This is a genomic window from Klebsiella sp. ZJOU C1 (assembly GCF_035620215.1).
Lineage (GTDB): Bacteria > Pseudomonadota > Gammaproteobacteria > Enterobacterales > Enterobacteriaceae > Klebsiella > Klebsiella variicola.
On sequence record NZ_CP141644.1, the window covers coordinates 1830588 to 1852301 of the forward strand.

General features: G+C 56.9%; 16 protein-coding genes, 1 tRNA gene and 1 pseudogene. 10 read left to right on the forward strand and 8 right to left on the reverse strand.

Annotated elements, in window-relative coordinates; translation table 11 throughout:
• The first annotated feature begins 268 nt into the window (after positions 1-268).
• The 4 genes from SPE70_RS08570 to SPE70_RS08585 all read left to right on the forward strand — a co-directional run bounded on the left by SPE70_RS08570 (position 269) and on the right by SPE70_RS08585 (position 5261).
• A complete protein-coding gene (locus SPE70_RS08570; protein WP_055322986.1) occupies positions 269-1894 on the forward strand; it encodes an ABC transporter substrate-binding protein in 1626 nt (541 codons plus the stop codon).
• Positions 1895-2040: 146 nt separating this feature from the next.
• Positions 2041-2128, forward strand: a tRNA-Ser gene (locus SPE70_RS08575).
• A gap of 303 nt (positions 2129-2431) precedes the next feature.
• Positions 2432-4858 (forward strand): glycogen/starch/alpha-glucan phosphorylase, encoded by a 2427-nt coding sequence (locus SPE70_RS08580; protein ID WP_055322987.1) that lies wholly within the window; start codon positions 2432-2434, stop codon positions 4856-4858.
• Between the two features lie 64 nt (positions 4859-4922).
• Positions 4923-5261, forward strand: a complete 339-nt coding sequence (locus SPE70_RS08585; protein ID WP_048964866.1) for an STAS domain-containing protein — start codon at positions 4923-4925, stop codon at positions 5259-5261.
• 38 nt (positions 5262-5299) lie between these two features.
• Here SPE70_RS08585 and SPE70_RS08590 read toward each other — a convergent pair whose 3' ends face one another.
• Both SPE70_RS08590 and SPE70_RS08595 read right to left on the reverse strand, forming a co-directional pair.
• A complete protein-coding gene (locus SPE70_RS08590) occupies positions 5300-6016 on the reverse strand; it encodes an EAL domain-containing protein (protein WP_229531910.1) in 717 nt (238 codons plus the stop codon).
• A 213-nt stretch (positions 6017-6229) separates the two neighbouring features.
• A pseudogene (locus SPE70_RS08595) lies at positions 6230-6835 on the reverse strand (CSS-motif domain-containing protein); the annotation flags it as partial.
• 402 nt (positions 6836-7237) lie between these two features.
• On the opposite strand from SPE70_RS08595, the gene SPE70_RS08600 reads away from it, so the two are divergent.
• From SPE70_RS08600 to SPE70_RS08615, 4 genes are all read left to right on the forward strand, one after another.
• Positions 7238-8254, forward strand: coding sequence for an iron ABC transporter substrate-binding protein (locus SPE70_RS08600; protein ID WP_004179245.1), 1017 nt, complete (start codon positions 7238-7240; stop codon positions 8252-8254).
• 21 nt (positions 8255-8275) lie between these two features.
• Positions 8276-9850 carry an ABC transporter permease gene (locus tag SPE70_RS08605; RefSeq protein ID WP_008805909.1) on the forward strand — a complete coding sequence of 525 codons (1575 nt, stop codon included), beginning with the start codon at positions 8276-8278 and terminating at the stop codon, positions 9848-9850.
• A 1-nt stretch (position 9851) separates the two neighbouring features.
• On the forward strand, positions 9852-10880 hold the full coding sequence (locus SPE70_RS08610; RefSeq protein WP_023297343.1) for an ABC transporter ATP-binding protein: 1029 nt from the start codon (positions 9852-9854) through the stop codon (positions 10878-10880).
• A 243-nt stretch (positions 10881-11123) separates the two neighbouring features.
• Positions 11124-12044: a GGDEF domain-containing protein gene (locus SPE70_RS08615; RefSeq protein ID WP_008805910.1), complete on the forward strand. Its 921-nt coding sequence runs from the start codon at positions 11124-11126 to the stop codon at positions 12042-12044.
• On the opposite strand, the gene SPE70_RS08620 is transcribed toward SPE70_RS08615, so the two are convergent.
• Positions 12041-12874: a helix-turn-helix transcriptional regulator gene (locus SPE70_RS08620; protein WP_055322989.1), complete on the reverse strand. Its 834-nt coding sequence runs from the start codon at positions 12872-12874 to the stop codon at positions 12041-12043. The two genes, SPE70_RS08615 and SPE70_RS08620, sit on opposite strands and share 4 nt — an antisense overlap.
• Positions 12875-13135: 261 nt before the next feature.
• Here SPE70_RS08620 and SPE70_RS08625 point away from each other — a divergent pair, with 261 nt between their 5' ends.
• Positions 13136-13903, forward strand: coding sequence for a phytanoyl-CoA dioxygenase family protein (locus tag SPE70_RS08625; RefSeq protein ID WP_064170508.1), 768 nt, complete (start codon positions 13136-13138; stop codon positions 13901-13903).
• A 13-nt stretch (positions 13904-13916) separates the two neighbouring features.
• Here the strand turns inward: SPE70_RS08625 and SPE70_RS08630 are convergent, their stop codons facing one another.
• Genes SPE70_RS08630 through SPE70_RS08650 form a run of 5 tightly spaced genes read right to left on the reverse strand, consistent with a single transcriptional unit; the run spans position 13917 to position 18879 of the window.
• Positions 13917-14258: a PTS fructose-like transporter subunit IIB gene (locus SPE70_RS08630; protein WP_004179260.1), complete on the reverse strand. Its 342-nt coding sequence runs from the start codon at positions 14256-14258 to the stop codon at positions 13917-13919.
• A 15-nt stretch (positions 14259-14273) separates the two neighbouring features.
• Positions 14274-15149 carry a [formate-C-acetyltransferase]-activating enzyme gene (locus SPE70_RS08635; RefSeq protein WP_008805914.1) on the reverse strand — a complete coding sequence of 292 codons (876 nt, stop codon included), beginning with the start codon at positions 15147-15149 and terminating at the stop codon, positions 14274-14276.
• The gene (locus SPE70_RS08640; protein ID WP_012968600.1) at positions 15115-17412 is read right to left on the reverse strand and encodes a formate C-acetyltransferase; all 2298 of its coding nucleotides are present in this window, start codon (positions 17410-17412) and stop codon (positions 15115-15117) included. Before SPE70_RS08640 ends, SPE70_RS08635 begins: the two co-directional genes overlap by 35 nt.
• Before the next feature lie 49 nt (positions 17413-17461).
• On the reverse strand, positions 17462-17782 hold the full coding sequence (locus SPE70_RS08645; protein ID WP_004179264.1) for a PTS fructose-like transporter subunit IIB: 321 nt from the start codon (positions 17780-17782) through the stop codon (positions 17462-17464).
• A 20-nt stretch (positions 17783-17802) separates the two neighbouring features.
• A complete protein-coding gene (locus SPE70_RS08650) occupies positions 17803-18879 on the reverse strand; it encodes a PTS fructose transporter subunit EIIC (protein WP_008805917.1) in 1077 nt (358 codons plus the stop codon).
• A gap of 309 nt (positions 18880-19188) precedes the next feature.
• Between SPE70_RS08650 and ptsP the strand changes: the two genes are divergently transcribed.
• Positions 19189-21690, forward strand: a complete 2502-nt coding sequence (gene ptsP / locus SPE70_RS08655) for a phosphoenolpyruvate--protein phosphotransferase (protein ID WP_048965216.1) — start codon at positions 19189-19191, stop codon at positions 21688-21690.
• Positions 21691-21714: the final 24 nt, after the last annotated feature.

The following is a 21714-nucleotide window of genomic DNA, read 5'->3' on the forward strand; positions in this document are numbered from 1 at the left end:
GAGTCACTCTCTTATGACAGATGTAATTAGGGATAAAGAATAAGAAAAACAAGCGTGAAGCCCTAATGCTTTTACCCATCTTTACTTAGCTTTTGCCGCTTTTGTCCAGCATAAAATTCTACATGGATTGGGAAAAGCGATATGTTTTCGCGTTTCGCTTCGGTGAGCCGATCGAAATCTTATAGGTTGCTGAAATATATTGCTTTATTTAAATTCTGCGACTAAGTGTGGAAGGGGGAATAACTCCGTACGTTAAAGGCAAAGGGAAATGACATTACACAAAAACAATCACATCACGCGAACGTTCCTGGCAATGAGTCTGATGGTCATTACCGGTGGGGCGCTGGCGGCACAGGTGCCGCCTGGCACCCAGCTGGCGGAAAAGCAGGAGCTGGTCAGAAATAACGGCAGTGAACCTGCCTCACTCGATCCGCATAAAGTCGAGAGCGACATCGAATTCAACATCATTAGCGATCTCTTTGAAGGGCTGGTCAGCGTGACGCCTGCGGGGGCGATCCAGCCCCGGCTGGCGGAGCGCTGGGAAAACAAGGACAACCTGTTATGGACCTTCCATTTACGCCCCGGTCTGACCTGGTCCGACGGCACGGCCATCACGGCGCAGGATATCGTCTGGAGCTGGCAACGGCTGGTCTCGCCGGCCACCGCCTCGCCCTATGCGAGCTATCCCGGCAATATGCATATCGCCAACGCTCGCGAAATTGCCCTGGGGCAAAAGGGACCCGAGACGCTGGGGGTGAAAGCGCTGAATGACTCCACGCTGCAGGTCACTCTGAGCCAGCCGAATGCCGCTTTCCTGGCGATGCTGGCGCACCCTTCGCTGGTACCGATCGACAAAGTGCTGGTGGAGCGTTTTGCCGATAAATGGACCCGACCAGAGCATATCGTCACCAGCGGCCCGTATAAGCTGACCCAATGGGTGGTGAATGAGCGGCTGGTGGCTGAACGTAATGCGAAGTACTGGGATAATGCGCACACCGTTATTAATAAAGTGACTTACCTGCCCATCTCTTCGGAGGCTGCCGATGTCAACCGCTACAAAGCGGGGGAGATCGATATTGTTTATACGGTGCCGATCAATCAGTTTGCGCAGTTGCAGAAAACCATGGGCGATCAGCTGGACGTTTCGCCGCAGCTGGCGACCTATTACTACGAATTCAATACTACCCGCCCGCCGTTTAACGACGCCCGCGTGCGGCGCGCGCTGAATATGGCGCTTGATAAAGATATCATTGCCGGAAAAGTGCTTGGCCAGGGGCAGCGACCGGCCTGGGTGATCAGCCAGCCGGATATCGGCGGCGTGACGCTGCACAACCCGGACTACGCCAGCTGGCCGCGCGAGAAGCGGATTGCTGAGGCGAAAAAACTGCTGGCGCAGGCGGGGTATGATGACAGTCACCCATTGGTCTTTACCCTGCTGTATAACACCTATGAGTCGCACCAGCGTATCGCCATCGCCGCCAGCTCTATGTGGAAGAAAAACCTCGGCGTCGAGGTGAAGCTGCAGAACCAGGAGTGGAAGACGATGCTGGATACCATGCATACGCATAACTTTGACGCCGTCCGCTATGCCTGGATCGCCGATTACGACGATGCCGCCACTTTCCTCAATACGTTCCGTACCGGTGATAGCGAGAACACCAGTCAGTACAGCAACCCTGCTTACGATGAGGCCCTGCGCAATGCGGCGAAAGCCTCCGACGTAGCGACACGGGGCAAATACTATCAGCAGGCGGAAGATCTGCTGGCGCAGGATGTTCCCGCCATTCCGGTCTATCACTATGTGCGTACCCATTTAGTGAAACCCAGGGTGGGCGGTTTCACGCCGGATAAGCTGGGGTATTACTACACCAAAGACATGTACATTAAAAAATAGCCCTCTGGATAGCGGTGAGGGCGCTGATTTTCTGTGCGAACTGCCTGAAATTCAGACGAATAACACAAGATTGTTTGTTTTTAAGGCAGTTGAACAAAATGGTGCTTTACAGCATCCGCCGAGGTGTTTATAGTGCGCCTCACACCGGAAGTGTGGCCGAGCGGTTGAAGGCACCGGTCTTGAAAACCGGCGACCCGAAAGGGTTCCAGAGTTCGAATCTCTGCGCTTCCGCCATATAAAAGAAGGGGTTACCGAAAGGTAACCCCTTTTTGCTTTTACCTGTAGCCGTCCTGACTGCACTTCACCTTCACCTCCCGACTCCGCAAACCCGCCATGTCTGTAGCGTTATCGCTGGCGAAAAGGTGACGATCAATCCATTGCAAATGGTTGTTATTTTAATTATTCAGCCTCTTGTTATAAACGGCAATGGTGCTGAGGAATAAAAACCATACGGCAAAATATCTTCGTCTATACTTGGAAAAATGATGATTTACCTGCCATGGTTTTTACGCAGATACAGAGACCAGAGAGGTCAGCATGCCTGACATTAACCCGCAAAATATCAAAGAATTACGGGCGTTGGTTGAACAGCAATTACAGTACACATTGTGTGTTAGCTTAAATAAAGCTACGCATGGCGATATTTTTAACGCGGTGGCGCTGGCCATTCGTCATTTTCAACAGGACCATTTTTTGTTGAGCCAGACGCGGCAACGTGAAGAACGTAAAAAGCGCGTTTACTATCTGTCGATGGAGTTTTTACTGGGACAGTCGCTGCGTAATAACCTTTTGAATATGAATTTACTGGCGGAGATGCACCAGGTGGTGAATGACCTGGGGTTTGATCTTGACCACCTTCTTGACGAAGAGCCCGACGCCGCGCTGGGTAACGGAGGGTTAGGGCGCTTAGCCGCCTGTTTTATCGATTCGATGGCCACCCTTGATATTGCCGCATCCGGGCATGGCATCAAATACGAATATGGTCTTTTTCGCCAATCCTTTCAAAATGACCAGCAGATCGAGCATCCGGATGACTGGCATTCCATGCACTCCCCGTGGTTGGTCGAACATCATGCTCAGCAAATCCTGATCCCGCTGGGAGGTTATATTGAACACAGCGAAGATGTTGATGGCAATTACAATCCAATGTGGCTGGGCTGGAAAACGATTATCGGTATACCCCATGACTATTTCGTTTCCGGTTACCGGGATACGACGACCAACAAGCTGCGGCTTTATAGCGCGGTGGCCTCTGACTCCTTTAATATCCATATTTTCAATCGCGGTGATTATATCAAGGCGGTGAGTGATAAAATCGCGTCGGAGAATATTTCAAAAATACTCTATCCATCCGATGAGGTGCTGACCGGAAAAGAGCTGCGGCTGACGCAAGAGTATTTTCTGGTGGCCTGTACGCTGCGGGATATATTTCGCGACTATGCCGAGGTTAATGACGATATTACTTTCCTGCCGCAGCATGTGGCGATTCAGCTGAATGACACCCATCCGGCATTAGCGGTGGTGGAGCTGATGCGTATCCTCGTCGATGAACACCGGCTGCCCTGGGAGCAGGCGTGGGAGATAACGCAAAACACCTGTGCCTACACGAATCATACGTTGATGCCGGAAGCGCTGGAGACCTGGCCGGTGACGCTGTTTGAAAAACTGCTGCCGCGTCATTTGCAAATTATATTTGAGATCAACCATCGCTTCCTTGAAGAGGTAGCCCGGCGCTGGCCGGATAAAAATCATCTGTTATCCTCGCTGTCTTTAATCGACGAACATCACGATAAGCAAATCCGTATGGCCAATCTGGCGATTGTCGGTAGCCATCGCGTGAACGGGGTAGCATGGCTGCATTCGGAACTGGTCAAGAAACAACTGGTGCCCGACTTCTATTTTATGACCCCGGAGAAATTCATTAATCAGACCAATGGCGTCACGCCGCGACGCTGGGTGCAGCAGGCTAACCCCGGCCTGGCCGCTTTTTTGCACCAACAGCTGGGGGAAGGGTGGCCAACCGATTTACCCTTGCTGTCCAGTCTGGAAAGCCAGGCCGATGATACTGCTGTTATTGATAATATCCGGGCCATTAAATTTGCCAACAAAACCGCGCTCAGCCAGCTGGTCGCTCAACGCTATGGCATCGTCCTCGATCCGCTGGCGATGTTTGATTGTCAGGTCAAACGTATTCATGAATATAAGCGTCAGTTGCTCAATATTCTTCACGTGATCGCGCTTTATCTGGATATCAAAGAGACAGGGAAAACTATCGCGCCTAAGGTGCATTTGTTTGCGGGTAAAGCGGCGCCGGGCTATCGGATGGCGAAGCTGATTATTCAGTTGATTAATACCGTCGCCCGAAAAATTAACCGCGACCCGCAGGTTGCCGGGCAGCTTAAAGTAGTTTTCCTCGAAGATTATAAAGTTTCGCTGGCGGAAAAAATCATTCCGGCCACAGATCTCTCCGAGCAAATTTCCACCGCCGGGACCGAGGCGTCCGGCACCAGCAATATGAAGTTTGCCATGAACGGCGCGTTAACCATCGGCACCTATGATGGGGCGAATATCGAAATCCGCGAGGCCGTGGGGATCGATAATTTTTATCTGTTTGGCGCCGTGGCGGAAGAGATTGAAGAGAGCCGGCGCCTTGGGCATCACCATGATTTCTATCATCAGAACCCGGCTATGGCGCGTGTTGTCGATACCCTCGTGTCTGGGTTGTTCACCAGCGATCGTGAGCTGTTTGCACCACTTCACCACATGTTGACTGAGGGCGATCATTACTGTCATTTACTGGATTTCGACAGTTATTGTCAGGTCCAGCGGCAGGCGATGGCCGATTTTGAACTGCCGGAACAATGGCACCGTCGGGCCTTACTCAATATTTGTCGGATGGGAGAATTTTCCAGCGACAGAACTATACGTGGCTACGCCCGGGATATTTGGGGTATCACCTGCTAAAGAGAGAACACGCCGAGCGGAAAAGGGACTCGTCGACGGATATCAGTCACTATTGAGGATGAGCATGAACGTTGAATTACATATCGAGCAGGGCGTAAAAATTATTGTACCTCTTGTGCGCCGACTGGATGCTTCCGTCGTGCAGGCGTTTAAGCAGCAGGTTCTGGAGGCTATCGACCCGGATACCAAAAACGTGCTGCTGGATCTGAGCCACGTCGATTTCATCGACAGTAGCTGTCTTGGCGCGCTGGTATCCATCCTGAAAAGCGTCAACGGTCAGGGCGAGCTGGTGCTGTGTTCGCTCAATGACACGATTAAAAACCTGTTTAAGCTCACCCGTATGGATCGCATCTTTTCTATTAAGGAGACTCGACAGGATGCGCTGAACACGTTCACTCAGTGATGACGTTGGTGCAGACCCGCGGGTGATGGGTCGCTCGCTTATTCTTCGACAATCCGCGCCTTCGGTTTGCTCAGCAGGAGCATCACCAGCGCGACGTAGGGCATCGGCTTCCAGAAATAGTAGCCCTGCAGCAGATGAATATTCTGGCGATTGAGATACTCCAGCTGGACCTGGGTTTCGACACCCTCGGCAATGATGCGCAGTGACAGCGTCCGGGCCATCTCTATCACGCAGTCCAGCAGCTTGCTTGACGGCGCCTCCCCGGTTACCCGGCCGACAAAACTCTGATCGATTTTGATATAGTCGAAAATCAGCTCGTGGAGACAGGAAAGCCCGGAATAGCCGGTGCCAAAGTCGTCCAGCGCGATGGAAAACCCGCGGGAGTGTAACGTATTGAGCTTGTCCACGACCGCGTCGTTGAGCAACAGCGGCTCCTGCTCCGTGATCTCCAGCATCAGCTTCACCGCTTTCCCCTCAAAGCCGCGCTGATAGTGCAGGCAGTCATCGATAAACGACGGGGCGTTAATGTGTGACACGCTGATATTCAGGCCAATATGAAACCCATCCGGCAGCTTACTGAAGATGGGATTCATCTGGGCGGCGACCTGCGCCATCAGGCTGCGGGTCAGCGGGATAATTAAGCCGGTACGTTCGGCCAGTGGAATAAATTCCGCGGGCGAACGCCGCTGCGTGGTAGCATTTTTCCAGCGGGCGAGAATTTCCACACCGTATATCTCCCCCGTTTTCCCATTCACGACGGGCTGGTAGAAGGGAACGATATACCCCTGGGCGATGGCGTAGCGCAGGTTTTCTTCTTCAGAGGTATAGACATTCAGGTATTTGCGCAGCAGGAAATAAAATAATAGCGAGACAGAGAAAATGAAAATCAGCAGACCGAAGCCATTTTGAAATAAGCGACTGGGGCTAAAAAAAGGCGACTCGGGATAGATAATGCGAAACGGGTAGTCCGGTGAGCTAAATATATCCTGATGCGGGCTGGCTTTCAGCGGCCCCACATCGCCATATCTGGCGATCATCTGATGGTTGACCGAGAGCGCCAGTCCGGCGTTATCCTCATCGCTATACAAGGCATCGCGCAAATGGATGTCGCTGATACTGACAATGACTCTCACCTGCGCTGAACGCGTATGATAGATCAGCACCGGCCGCTTGTTAACCATCATCCTGGCGGGCAGCAGCTGCAGCTTCTCATCAGGCAAGGATTCCGGATGGAGCGTCAGGACTCGGTTGCCGGGGAGTGATGAGCACCACACCTGGCCATCTTTTATCAGCAGAATAGTGCGCAGATGAGGCTGCAGGGCGGCCTCCGTTCCGAGCTGAAATTGACCCTGACCAGAGCAACCGCTGCGGCTAACGTTCAGCGCCGTGGCCGTCGCCGCATGGGCCTCATCCAGAATGGCTGCGATCTTTTTCGCCGCCTGACGGGCGGCCGCGACATGAGTCGCCTGGTCCGAATGCCACAGTTGCCAGTTAATGACGAACACGCCAGCAAGAAACACCACCAGCGCCAGGGAAAAGGCAATCCATGCGTTTCGCCGCTTTATCTCTTTCATTTATCGTGCGTGCCAGGGTGAGTGTGCATAAAGTTAATCATCCCTCTGACGGTAAAGGCTTTTTAATGATCGTAGAAGGGGGATATCTTTCGTGATGACGGCGCATATTAAAAACATGATCAGTATCACAATACCCGCCAGCAAAGACCTCAGATAACGTGCAGAGGCGGCTGTTCTGTCACGAAGGTAATAAAAAAATCGCAGCTTAATGTTTTCTTAATCTAAATTTCGGGAGTGGATGGTTTTAAGCATTTTCTAATCCCTAATAACCGACCGGCGCTATTTTTTGCTTTTTTAAGTTTATGATAATTGTTTTCATTATCATTCTTTTTTTGCTGTGATTTAATCCTCTCCGCTCAGGCTATTTACCGTTTTTTGCCCTATTTCATTAAGGATGCGTTCATGAAATTTCGCTTATCGCCCCTCCGTACGGCAGCGCTGGTTGCCGCTTCTCTGTTTCTGGCGCCGCAGGGGATGGCGGCTGACGCTCAGAACGGGATTGTGGTTTACAACGCCCAGCACGAAAATCTGGTGAAGTCGTGGGTGGATGGATTCACCAAAGAGACCGGTATTAAGGTCACGCTGCGCAATGGCGATGACAGTGAGCTGGGTAATCAGCTGGTTCAGGAAGGCTCCGCGTCGCCGGCCGATGTGTTTCTGACCGAGAACTCGCCGTCGATGGTGCTGGTCGATAATGCCAAACTTTTCGCCCCGCTGGATGCCGCCACCCTGCAGCAGGTTCCGGCGCAGTACCGTCCGCAGCATGGGCGCTGGATCGGCATCGCCGCGCGCAGCACCGTTTTCGTCTACAACCCGGCGAAAATCAGCGAGGCGCAGCTGCCGCATTCCCTGATGGATCTGGCAAAACCGGAGTGGAAAGGGCGCTGGGCGGCTTCGCCATCGGGGGCTGATTTCCAGGCTATCGTCAGCGCGATGCTGGCGCTGAAGGGTGAGCAGGCGACTCTCGACTGGCTGAAGGCGATGAAAACCAACTTTGTCGCCTATAAAGGCAACAGCACGGTGATGAAAGCGGTCAACGCCGGACAGATCGACGGCGGGGTGATCTACCACTACTATCGCTTCGTCGATCAGTCCAAAACCGGCGAGAACAGCAAAAACACCCAACTGTATTACTTCAAACACCAGGATCCGGGCGCCTTCGTCAGCATTTCCGGAGGCGGTGTGCTGGCTTCCAGCAAACATAAGGCGCAGGCGCAGGCCTTTATTAAATGGATCACCGGCAAGCAGGGGCAGGATGCACTGCGCACCAATAACGCCTTCGAGTATGCCGTGGGGGTAGATGCGGCCTCTAACCCGAAACTGACCCCGCTGAAAGATCTGGATGCACCGAAGGTAGAACCTTCCTCGCTGAACAGTAAAAAGGTCATTGAGCTGATGACGCAGGCTGGCCTGCTCTGATCCTGAGGAAGTGATGTTGCTATGTCTGTTCTGAGTTTGTCGCTCGGAAAGAAAACAGGACGCCTGCCCGAGCGCAGGCGTCCTGCATTTCCGATGGTGGCGTTAGCGCTGCTGTTTTCATTGCTGGCGCTGTTGCCGTTAGGGTTTGTGGTGGCGGTTGGGTTCGACACCGGCTGGCCGACCATTAAAGCGCTGGTCTTTCGTCCGCGGGTAGGGGAGCTGCTCAGCAATACCCTGTGGCTGACGGTGCTGGCGGTCCCCATCAGCATTGTGCTCGGCGTGACGCTGGCCTGGCTGACGGAACGTACTGCCCTTGCCGGTCGGCAGCTGTGGTCGGCGCTGGCGGTAGCCCCGCTGGCGATCCCGGCCTTTGTCCAGAGCTACGCCTGGGTCAGTGCCGTGCCTTCGCTGCATGGCCTCTCCGCCGGGGTGTTTCTCTCGGTGCTCGCCTACTATCCGTTTATTTATATGCCGGTGGCGGCCGTGCTGCGCCGCCTCGATCCCACCCTTGAAGATGTCGCCGCGTCGCTGGGCACGCCGCCGTGGAAAGTGTTCTTCCGGGTGGTGCTCCCGCAGCTGCGTCTGGCAATCTGCGGCGGTGCGCTGCTGGTGGCCCTGCATCTGCTGGCGGAATATGGCCTGTATGTGATGATCCGCTTCGATACCTTCACGACCGCTATTTACGATCAGTTCCAGTCGACCTTCAGCGGTCCGGCCGCCAATATGCTGGCAGGCGTGCTGGCCTTGTGCTGCCTGGCGATCCTGCTGCTTGAGAGCGCCTCACGCGGTAAAGCGCGTTACGCGCGTATCGGCGCCGGGGCGGCCCGCGAGCAGAAGCGGCTTGTGCTGGGTAAAGGGGCCGCTTTTGGCGCGCAGCTACTGCTTCTGCTGCTGGTGATGCTGGCGATGGGGGTTCCCTTACTGGTCCTGTGCCGCTGGCTATGGCTGGGCGGCATCGACAACTGGCTGCATGCCGATCTCTGGCATTCTCTGCGCCAGACCCTGCTCCTGGGGGCGGGCGGGGCGCTGCTGACAACGGTTTGCGCGATCCCCATTGCGTGGCTCGGCGTGCGCTATCCGCGCCCGCTGTTCCGCCTGCTGGAGGGGTGTAATTACATCACCAGCTCGCTGCCCGGCATCGTCACCGCGCTGGCGCTGGTGACGGTCACCATCCACTACGCCCGTCCGGTGTACCAGACCGAAGTGACGCTGTTTCTGGCCTATCTGTTGATGTTTATGCCGCGTGCGCTGATTAACCTGCGCGCCGGTATCGCGCAGGCGCCGGTGGAGCTGGAAAACGTTGCCCGTAGTCTCGGACGCAGTCCGGCCCGCGCCCTGTGGAGTATCACTATGCGGCTTGCCGCGCCGGGCGCGGCCGCAGGTGCCGCGCTGGTGTTCCTTGGCGTCAGCAATGAGCTCACCGCCACGCTACTGCTTTCGCCGTTAGGCACCCGCACCTTGTCGACCGGTTTCTGGGCGTTAACCAGTGAGATCGACTACGTAGCGGCGGCACCGTACGCGCTGTTGATGATCGTCATTTCGCTGCCGCTGACCGCGGTTCTTTATATGCAGTCGAAAAAAATGGCAGGGTTGTAACATGCTGGAATTGTCTTCTATTTCGAAATCCTTCGCTGATGCGCTGGTCCTCGATAATCTCAATCTGACCGTAGCGCCGGGGAGCCGGACGGCCATTGTTGGTCCGTCCGGCTCGGGGAAGACCACGTTGCTGCGCATTCTCGCCGGTTTTGAAACGCCCGATCGCGGGCGGATCGTCATGCACGGTAAGTCTCTGTTTGCCGACGGTGTGTTTGTCCCCGCCCACCAGCGACGGATCGGCTATGTTCCGCAGGAAGGGGCGCTGTTTCCTCATCTTAATGTTGCGGACAATATCGCCTGGGGGCTCGACGCCAGCCGTGAGGAGAAGCGTCGCCGCGTGGGGGCGCTAATGGAGATGGTCGCCCTCGACCCTGGTCTGGCGAGTCACTGGCCACACGAAATTTCCGGTGGCCAGCAGCAGCGTGTTGCCCTGGCCCGCGCGCTGGCTCAGCAGCCGGCGCTGATGCTGCTGGATGAGCCGTTTTCTGCACTGGATACCGGGCTGCGCGCCAGCACACGCAAAGCGACGGCGGACCTGCTGGCCGAGACGGGGATCGCCTCGATTCTGGTGACTCATGACCAGAACGAGGCGCTGTCGTTCGCTACGCAGGTGGCGGTAATGCGTCAGGGGCGCTTCGCCCAGGTTGGAACCCCGCTGACGGTTTACTCGCAGCCGGTGGATGAAGAGACGGCGTTATTTCTTGGCGATGCCCTGATCCTCCCCGCACGCCTTAGCCCCGGCCGGGCAAGCTGCGCGCTGGGGGACCTGGCGACGGACGCACTGCATCCTGCTGGCGAAGGTAGGGTGATGCTGCGTCCGGAACAGCTGAGCGTCAGTGTGAGCGGGCCGCAGGAAAGTACCGCCATTATCCGCGATGTCGATTTCTCAGGCCAGCTTTCCACGTTGACGCTGTCGATGGCTGGGCACGAGCGGCCGATTGTCCTGCGAACCGTGAGCCAGCCGGCGTGGCAGCCCGGCGCGATGGTGAGACTGACGGTCAGCGGCAAGGCGCGAGTGTTTAGCGGCTAATCCCTGAGCAGGCGGCGCCGGCTATCGACGGCGCCGCACGGAAAGCTAATTAGATGGCGGATGAAGCCGCTAGTATCCGCGCCACTGACCTCGTCGCCATGGAGTGGTAGTACGTTGGAACAATTCCGCGGGGTCAGTCCAGTTCCCGCCATTTTACCGAACCGTCGCTTTTTCATTCGTCCCGCTACGCTTAACTGTTATCCTGTCTCGCGATCGGCCCTGTTGTTACCATGAGACACCGCTATGCCTGAACTCCATACTCCTGCGAATCGCCCCGGCCCGGCCGCTGTGGCCCGGGTGACGCTCCTGCCTGCGCTGCTGGTTATCGTCGCTGTTGCTGTCGGCTGCGCCCTGGTGTCGCCTCCGGTCGGTACACGACACGAGATCCTGACTAACCCCGGCCTCTATATCGATCTGCTGGCGTTGTTGTTTCTGGTGTTTATGCTGTGGAGCTCGGCGAAGGTGCGGATGAGCCACATTGCCGTCAACTGGGTACGCTATGGGCTGCTGTTGTGGATTGCCGGCGGCACCTTTGATGTGATGGATGAGATCGTGGTTCAGCCGCGCTGGATGGGCTACTACTGCGAAGATCTGCTGCGCCTCTCCGGGATGCTGCTGACCGTGGTGGGGGTCTACAAAATTATTGAGCGAATCAATTTGCTGTACGTCGATGCGCGCTCGCAATCCCTGAAGGATGAACTGACCCAGTTACCCAACCGGCGTTTTTTCATTGATACCATTCGCGAGAAGTCCGGGCATGCGCTGGGACTCATGATTCTGGATATCGATTTTTTTAAGAAAATCAACGATAGCTGGGGCCACCTGGTGGGGGATGAAGTGTTATTTTCGCTGGGGAAACAGCTGGCGAAACTAACCAGCGAGCAGGTCCAGCCGGCGCGGATCGGTGGGGAAGAGTTCGCCATTATCGTCGATGGCCTGTCGGAGCCCGAGCTGCACGCTCTGGCGCAGTCGATCCTTGCTAACGCTCGCACCATCCTGATCAATCATCAGACGCCGCTGTCGATCAGCATTGGCGTCGGAACCTGGCGGCCAGGCGAAGCGCAGGAGACGTTTATCCGTAAAGTCGACGAGGCGCTGTACAAGGCCAAGCATAACGGCCGCGGCCGCGTGGAGTGGGCGCCATCTGCCGGTGCGGCAGGTTAGGCCTGCTGCGCGCTACGGCAGTGTCGCCGATACTCCGATGGCGAGCGTTCTGTGTAGCGTTTAAAAACCCGGCAAAAATAGTTGCTGTCGACAAAGCCGCAATTGTGCGCAATCTCTTTCACCTTCAGGTCATAGCCGCGCAATAGCTGCTTCGCCTTTTCCAGACGGACACGGGTCAGATATTCATTAAATCCCACCGAGCCTGATTTCTGAAAAATATGCGAAAGATAGTTGGGCGTGATGTGAAAACGTTTGGCTACCGATTCCCGCGTCAGCGGTAGACTGAGATTTTCCTCGAGGTAGTCCTGGACGGCGAGAAACAGATCCCGGCTGCGGCTGACGCGCATCTCCAGCCCGACCAGCTGTTCACGACAATGACTCAGCAGCGCGGCGATCACCAGTCGCGCGGTCAGCGGATCGGGCTGCAGGCTGACTTCATTCAGGCTCAGCAACAGGTAGGAACCCACGCGCGGCCCAAGCCGGGAAACGCTCTGTTTTTCCGTGTACAGGCTTTTTCCGTCCCAGCGCTGAATACTGAATCCCAGTTTCTGCCGACCAAACAGAATGCTCAGGGTAGTGGCCGGACCGGTCCACTGCGGCAGCGTCCACTTCCCCGCCTGCACGTACAGTACCTGCAGCGTGGTTAACGTCGAGGCGGCCAGCGGCAGTCCCTGTTCATTCAGTTGGCCCTCCAGCACAATTTCCAGACGCGGAAACGGCACGTTGAAGGCGAGGGCAGGCACGGAGATATCCGGCTCAGGAAATCTCACCTGTAGGTGATCTTTTTGACCGATTAACCGATGCAGTATATCCGGCAGCTCTTCAATCATTCTTTGCCCTCAGCATGCGCATTATCCTGTTGATGGTAATCTATTTTTTCCTTCCCGGCAGCGTTAGTTTAGCCATTTTGCGCAGCGGATTGCCGGCCAGCTGTAGCGCATGCATCGCCGGAAAAGAGATTATTGATGTCCATCACACTTTGTGGGCTCGCGTACGTATGTCCAGTTTTTTGTAGCGCTCGCCTCGTGTCATGCCGCGGAGGGACCAGTAGAGTTTGTTTGTGTTATCGGAACGTTAAAAAGGAACGTAAAATGAACTCATCATCGGCTAACTTTCTCGATGCGTTAGGCGCCAGCCAGACGCTCAGCGCGCAAATGAAACACGAGCTCGACACCCTCGGCTACACCGTCGTGCATAACGTCGTTGACGCCCAGTGGCTGAGCGAAATGCGCCTGCTCATTGACACCCAGGTTGAACGCGAAGGCGATAATCTGGCGATGGAGCACCATCAGGAGGCGACGGCGACGCGGATCGCTAACCTGATTAATAAGGGGGTTATCTGGGAGAAAGTCTGGTCACACCCGCTGATCCTCTCCGCTTGTCGCTATATCTTCAACGGGGATTTTAAAGTCTCCAGCCTGAACGCCCGCGAGGCGCTGTATAACGGCGGCCACCAGCCGCTGCACGCCGACTGGAAAAAGCCGCGCCCGGATTTTCCCAAAGTCCACCTGGTGAATACCATCTGGGCGATAGACGATTTGAGCGCCGCCAACGGCGCGCCGCGGATCATTCCTGGTACCCACCTCCGCCCCGAGTTACCGGAGGAGGTGCTGGCCGACCCGGAAGAGGCCCATCCCGATGAGATTGTGTTTGCCGCGCCGGCTGGCAGCGTGATGATCTACAACGCCCACGCCTGGCACGGCGGCACCCGTAATCGTGAAGGCAGCAGAAGACGCGTACTGCATGGGTTATATATCGATCGTGCGGATACGCCGCAGCAGGACCAGCGGCGTTGGCTCACGCCGGAGACGGCAAGCCGCCTGACGCCGGCGCAAAAGTGGCTGCTGGATGTAGAATAAGGTCTGTCGCCGGTCAGGGAAGTTCTACATAGACGACCGGCTTTTTCATGATGCTTTTCACGGCCTCGACGATCTGCTGCGGCTGCAGCAGGAAGCTCTTGATGCTGGTTTTAATCGTCCGCAGGCCGCGAAAGCGATGAGGGTCGTCGATTTCGATATCCGTCACCAGCAGCACCACTTCGGCGCGGGCGATATCTTCCGCGGTGATCCGATTTTCTACGCCGAGCGCCCCCTGGGTTTCCACCTTCAGGTGCCATTTTTCATGATGACCGACCTTTTCCAGTCGTTCGGCGGCCATGTAGGTATGCGCCACGCCGCTGACGCAGGCGGTGACGGCGACAATATTGAAGTCCATAACATCCTCCTGGCGTTAACCGCCGATAGTGACGTGGAAACCGGCCGCTTCGGCCATCACCCGATATGGTTGAATTTCCGCTTCGTCAGGCGCTTTCACGCTGGCCAGCGTCCAGGGTTTGCCCAGCAGACGGTATTTGGGCTCGCCATATTGATGAAACGGCAACAGGTGCATTTCTTTTAGCGCGAAAGGGGCGAGGAACGCCAGAATCTGGCGAAAATTATCGGTATTCAGTGTGTAGCCCGGGATCAGCGGCACCCGCGGGATCAGGTTGATTTTTCTCGCCGCCAGCTGGCGAAAATTGTCCAGCACCCGTGGCTGATTCATTCGCAGCAGCGACCGCGCCCGCTCAGGTTCCATGATTTTAAAATCAAACAGCACTTCATTGCAGGCTTCGGCCACCGGCAGGAAGCGGTCAAAAGCGCCGTCGCCCGCGGTTTCGATGGCGGTGCGGATCCCCCACTGGCGCAGGCGCTGGAGAAAGCGGGCGGCAAACCCGGCCTGCATGAGCACTTCGCCCCCGGAGAGGGTGACGCCGCCGCCGGAGGCGCGAAAGAAGACCTCATCCTTTAGCACCTCCTGCAACAGGTTATCCAGCGTCACATCGCGGCCAATCTGTTCCCACGCTCCGGACGGACATTCGGCGACGTCCTGCTGGCAGCGGGTGCAGCGCAGGCATTTACTCTCCCGGCGCAGGGTCTGAATCCTGGGTGAAATTGATTCGGGATTGGCGCACCACGGGCAGGTATGAGGGCAGCCTTTAAAAAAGACCACCGTGCGGATCCCCTGGCCATCGTTGAGCGAGTAGCGCTGGAGGTTAAAAATACGCGCCCGATCGGCGCGCGTGTCGATGACCTCACAGCTGATGCGCGGTGCGGCGGATAATGTCATCCTGAATCTCCTTCGACAGCTCAACAAAGAAGGCGCTGTAGCCCGCGACCCGTACCACCAGACCGGCAAAGTCCTGCGGCCGCTGCTGCGCTTCACGCAGGGTGTCGGCATTGACCACGTTGAACTGAATATGCTGCAGCTTGAGCTTGCAGAAGGCCTGTAAAAAATCGGCCAGTTTGTTCAGGCCGCCGTCGCCGGCCAGCGTTGCCGGAGTGAATTTGACGTTCAGCAGCGTACCGTTCGACAGCAGATAGTTATCCAGCTTGCTGACCGATTTCAGCACTGCCGTCGGCCCCTGGGAATCCTGACCGACCATCGGCGACAGGCCGCCGTCCGCCAGCTGTTCGCCGGCCAGTCGCCCGTCCGGGGTGGCGCCCACCACCGAACCCAGCGGCACGTGCGCGGAGACGGTGTAGGAGCCGGGGGTAAAATGGCCGCCGCGCGGGTTCAGATACTGCTCGACTTCTTTGCAGTAAAAACGCAGCAGATCGGCGCTAATATTGTCGACATCGTCGATATCGTTGCCGTATTTGTCAAAACGGTTAATCAGCCGGGCGCGGATTTTTTCCCCTTCCGGCGTCTGGAAATTGGCTTTCAGCACGGCCATCAGTTGGTCAAAGCTGAGACGCTGCTGGTCGAAGACCATACCCTTCAGGGCGTACAGCGAATCGCTCAGGTTAGCGATCCCGATACCCTGGACGCCGGAGAAGTTATAGCGCGCGCCGCCGGCGGTGATATCTTTGCCGTGCTGCACGCAATCTTCAATGAACGAGGAGAGCAGCGGGACCGGCGCCCAGTCGCGGTGGCCGATATCGCAAATGTTGCTGCCCTCGACCATCAGCTTGATGTAATGGCGAATTTTGTCGCGGATCTGGCAGATAAGGCCGTCCCAGCTGACGTCAGGCTGATGTTCATTTTCCTGCAGCACAATTTCCATCACCTTCAGCAGATTAAACATGGCGATATCATGCAGGCCGTAGGTGCGCCCTGGAATAGAGAGCTCCACGCAGCCGACCACCGCGTAATCGCGGGCATCTTCCAGCGACACGCCGCGGTTAAGGAAGGCCGGCACGACCACCTCATCGTTGAAAATCTGCGGGATCCCGGTACCCAGGCGAATGGTCTCAGCGGTTTTACGCAGGAACGGGCGATCAATCAGCTCGTTGACCCGCACGCCCAGATTCGGCTGCGGCAGCTGAACGTTTTGATAGGCGTCGAGGCATAAAAATGACAGCACGTTGACCGCGCTGCGCCCGGTGTCCGTCAGCCCGCCGAGCAGGGCGGTATAGCCGGTGGGAAAACCCGCGAAATAGCGCGCGCTGCTGGAGGAGCGTAGCAGGACGATATCGTTGCATTTCACCCACAGCGACTCCAGCAACTCCTTGAGATACGCGGGATCCTGACCCTGATTCAGCGATGCCTGATAAAACGGCAGCATATACTGGTCAAAACGCCCCAGCGAAATCGAGCTGGCATTGGATTCGTACTGCAGAATGATATTCATATACCAGAACAGCTGGCAGGCCTGGGGGAAATCCGTTGGCCGGTGCTGCGCGTTGTGGCGCGAAATAGCGGCGATGGTTAACAGCTCCTGCTGACGCTGCGGGTCCTGACAGTGCCCAGCCATCTCCTCTGCCAGCGCGGCGTAGCGCAGAATATGGCGCTGGGAAGCTTCCAGCAGGATCAGTACCGCCTGATAAAAGGGGTTCTCCGGTTGCCGGGCGCAGTGCGTTTTGAGTTCGGCGACCAGGGCGCCAAGGCCATGATTCAGCAGCCGTGGATAGTCGATGATGATATGGCCCTGGCCTTTATCGGTCTGGTTCACGCTGAATATCTGGGTGTTGACGGCGGCCTTGACCTCTTCAGTCATCTGGCCGTTGATGAAATCTTTCATTGAACGCTTTTCCCAGTAGGGGTACAGCGCTTCGCGGTAGATTTGCTTATCTTCTTCGCTTATCGCGAAGCGGTCCTGTGGTCGGGTCGGAAAGGCGTCGAGCTCGTTGAGCAGCCAGTAGGGGTCCATCTCGGGCGACATAATCCCTGCCCGCGGTTTGACGGTGCGGTTGCCGGCGATCAGTTCATCCTCACGAATCGAAATCATCACCTTATCGAGGATCCACGCGGTGGCTTTCGCCCGGCGGATAATCACCGGCTCGCCCTCCGTCTGCCGATGGCTGGCAGTGTAGAGTAATGCGCGCTCAAGGGAGATTTCGCGCGGCTGGGCGAACAGGCTGGCTTTCAGGCGTTGGGTACGATTCGTCATGATAAACTCCATGTTGTGGCGAAGGGCGCGAAGGCGCCCTTTTAAGGCTTCAGGCGCTCTGGGAAAGGTGGCTGTCTATCTTGTTCATGATGGCGTCGGCGCGCTTGACCGCATCGCTGATATTGACGCGCACGATAGTTTTCCCGGCAAAACGCTCTTCGAATTTGATGCCGATATCTTTGGTTAGAATGACCATATCGGCGGCGGCAATCTCCTCCGCCGTCAGTTCGTTTTCAATGCCAATGGAACCCTGCGTTTCAACCTTGACCTGCCAGCCTTTGGCTTTGGCGGCGCTTTCCAGCGATTCAGCGGCCATGTAGGTGTGAGCCACGCCCGACGGGCAGGCGGTGACAGCGATAATGTGGGTCATAATCTGTTCCTTCCAGTCTGTTAGTTAATTTCGAAATCAAGGTCTAGTTCATCGTCAGCGGCGACGTCAGTGGGTTTCTTTTTGGCGAAGGCTTTCAGCAGGATGACGCAGGCAGCGCTGACGCAGGCGCCGACCAGCAGCGCGGCAACAAACCCGAGCTTGCCCTGGACCACCGGCAGCACGATGAGCCCGCCCCAGCCGGCGTAACACTGGGCGCCCATCAGCGCGGCGGTGACGCAGCCGCTGGCGGCGCCAATCATATTGGCCGGAATGACGCGCAGCGGATCCGCGGCGGCAAAGGGAATCGCCCCTTCGGTCACGCCGACACAGCCCATCACCAGCGCGGCTTTGCCGGTTTCCCGCTCTTCGGCGGTGAAATATTTGCGGCCAATCAGCGTCGCCAGCCCCATGCCCAGCGGCGGTACGGCGATACCGACGGCAGCGATAGCCACCACGCTGTAGACGCCCTGCGAAACGCAAATCAGCATGAAGGCGTAGGCTACTTTGTTCACCGGGCCGCCCATATCAAAGGCCAGCATCAGACCCATAATGATGGCCAGCACCACGATGCTGCCCTCGCGCATCCCCTGCAGCCAGCCGGTCAGGTTAGCGGTCAGCGCGCCAACCGGCTCGCCAAGCCCCCACATCATGATCCCGGCGGTGATGAAGGTGCCGACGATGGGAATGATGAAAATCGGCATCACCGAGCGCAGAACTTTATGTACGGGGATTTTTTTCAGGTAATAGACCACCAGGCCGCCAATCATGCCGGCGATCAGCGCGCCGAAGAAACCGGCGCCAAAGCTGTTGCCCACCCAGGCGCCGATGGCGCAGGGGGCCAGCGCGGCGCGGTCAGAAATGGAGTAGCCGATGTAGGCGGCGAGAAAGGGCACCATCAGCGTCAGCCCGGCGACGCCGATATCAAAAAGTTTCTTCAGATTAGGGTCGGTGGCGGCATCGGGTACCGCGCCTTTGCCATACAACATGACGGAGACCGCCAGCAGGATCCCGCCGGAGACCACGAAGGGGATCATATGTGACACGCCGGTCATCAGATGCTGGCGGGTATTTTTTAGTATTTGCACCAGTTCGTTCATTGCTTGCTCCTGAGCGCTGTAGGGCCCGTGACAGTATTGATGCCTCAACATTAGAAAAAGGGCGGGGTATTAAACAGTAGAGAAAAAGTGCATTTACTGGATATTTGTAAGGTGAGAAAAGAATTGCGATCCACCTCAAATCTTAGTGATGACAGGAGAGATGAGCGCTAACAGGGTGGAATTGTGATGGCGGGCATAAAAAAATATTGTGTGTACAATAGTCCAGTAATTGCCAGTTTTATCACCTAGTCCCTGGGGCCGTCTTTTATTACTTTTTGAGGAAATAATGGATTGCTCTGGAGGAAGGCGATGGCTCTGGTCATTGAATTTACATGTGATTTGCCCAACGGCGTGCATGCGCGTCCGGCCAGTCTGGTCGAAACGCTGTGTAACCGTTTTTCATCGGCGATTGAGTGGCGGAACTTGCGCCGCGAGACCGGCGGAAATGCCAAGAGCGCGCTGGCGATTATCGGCAGCAATACCCTGAAGGGCGACGCCTGCCAGCTGCTTATCAGCGGCGAAGATGAAGCTAAGGCATTCGCCGCGTTAACGGCTTTTATGCGCGATGAATTTCCCCACTGTGACGCGCCGCTGCCCGCTGCGCCAACGCTGGATGTCCAGCCGGTGCCAGAGTCGCTTTCGCGGCTGAACCCGACGCTGTTTCATGCCCACCCGGTGTGCGCCGGCAGCGCGGGAGGGACGCTGGTTCATCTCAAATCACGCGATCTGCACGAGCTGGGCGAACTGCCCGTCGCCGCCAGTCCCGAACAGGAGCAGGCGGCGCTGGATAATGGCCTGCGCCTGCTGGTGAAAGATATCGAGCTGCGGCTGCTGGACAATGACGGCACCGCCAGCGCGATCCTGGAAGCTCACCGTTCGCTGGCGACGGATGCCTCGCTGCGCCAGCACCTGCTTGGCGGTATTCTCACCGGGTTGAGCTGCGCCCAGGCGATTGTCGCCACCGGCGACCACTTCTGCGCCCAGTTCCGCGACTCCGGCAACAGCTATCTGCAGGAGCGGGTACTGGATGTACGCGACGTTTGCTTCCAGCTGTTACAGCATATCTACGGCGAAGCCCGTTTCCCGGCGCCGGGCCAGTTGCGGGAAGCGGCCATTTGTCTTGCCGACGAGCTGACCCCCAGCCAGTTTCTGGAACTGGATAAAACGCATCTCAAAGGGCTGCTGCTGCGCAGCGGCGGCACCACCTCGCATACCGTGATTCTGGCACGCTCATTCAATATCCCTACTCTGGTAGGCGTGGATTTAGCCGCGCTGCTGCCGTGGGTGGATACGCAGGTGCAGATTGACGGCAACGCCGGGCTGCTGGTGGTGGATCCGAGTCCGGCGGTAGCGCGCTACTATCAGCAGGAGGCCTGGCTACAGGCGCAAATCCGGCAACAGCAGCAGGTATGGCTGGATAAAGCCGGGCAGACGCAAGACGGTATCCGCGTGGAGATCGCCGCCAATATCGCCCATTCGGTGGAAGCGGTGGCGGCATTCAACCAGGGCGCGCAGTCGGTAGGGTTGTTCCGCACTGAAATGCTGTATATGGATCGCCCGAGCGCGCCGTCGGAAGATGAGCTCTACAACATCTTCTGCCAGGCGCTGGAACCCGCTGCCGGGCGCAGCATTATCGTGCGGACTATGGATATCGGCGGTGATAAGCCGGTGGCCTATCTCAACATCCCTGCGGAAAACAATCCGTTCCTCGGCTACCGCGCGGTGCGCATCTATGAAGAGTATCAGGCGCTGTTTCACACTCAGCTACGGGCGATTTTACGCGCCTCGGCGCACGGCTCGCTGAAGATTATGATCCCCATGATTTCATCAATGGAAGAGATCCTGTGGGTGAAAGAGCGACTGGCGGAGGCCAAACAGTCGCTGCGCGCCGAGCAGATCCCGTTTGATGAAAAGATCCCGCTCGGCATCATGCTGGAAGTGCCGTCGGTGATGTTTATCATCGATCAGTGTTGTGAAGAGGTGGATTTCTTTAGCATCGGCAGCAACGACTTAACGCAGTATCTGCTGGCGGTCGATCGTGATAATGCGAAAGTGACACGCCATTATAACAGCCTGAATCCCGCCTTCCTGCGCGCGCTGGACTATGCGGTACAGGCGGTGCATCGGCAGGGGAAATGGATCGGTCTGTGCGGCGAACTGGGGGCCAAAGGATCGGTGCTTCCGCTGCTGGTAGGCCTCGGTTTAGATGAATTGAGCATGAGCGCGCCGGCGATCCCGGCGACCAAATCGCGCCTGGCCCAGCTGGACAGCCGCGCCTGCCGCCAGCTGCTGAATCAGGCCATGCAGTGCCGTACCTCACTGGAAGTGGAGCATCTGCTGGCCCAGTTCCGCATGCGTCAGCAGGATGTGCCGCTGGTGAGCGCCGAGTGCATTACGCTGAATAGCGACTGGCGCAGCAAGGAGGAGGTGCTGAAAGGGATGACGGATAACCTGCTGCTGGCCGGACGCTGCCGCTATCCGCGAAAGCTGGAGGCTGACCTGTGGGCCCGCGAGGCGGTGTTCTCCACTGGTCTGGGCTTTAGCTTCGCCATTCCGCACAGCAAATCCGAGCATATTGAGCAGTCGACCATCAGCGTCGCCCGCCTGGCGCAGCCGGTGGTGTGGGGCGATGAAGAGGCGCAGTTTGTGATTATGCTGACGCTGAATAAGCACTCGGCGGGCGATCAGCATATGCGTATCTTCTCGCGGCTGGCGCGGCGCATTATGCACGCGGAGTTCCGTCAATCTCTGGTATCCGCGGAGAGCAGCGAGGATATTGCCGACCTGCTGCGCCGCGAGCTGGAACTGTGATCTGCACACCGGCCAGCGGCGCTG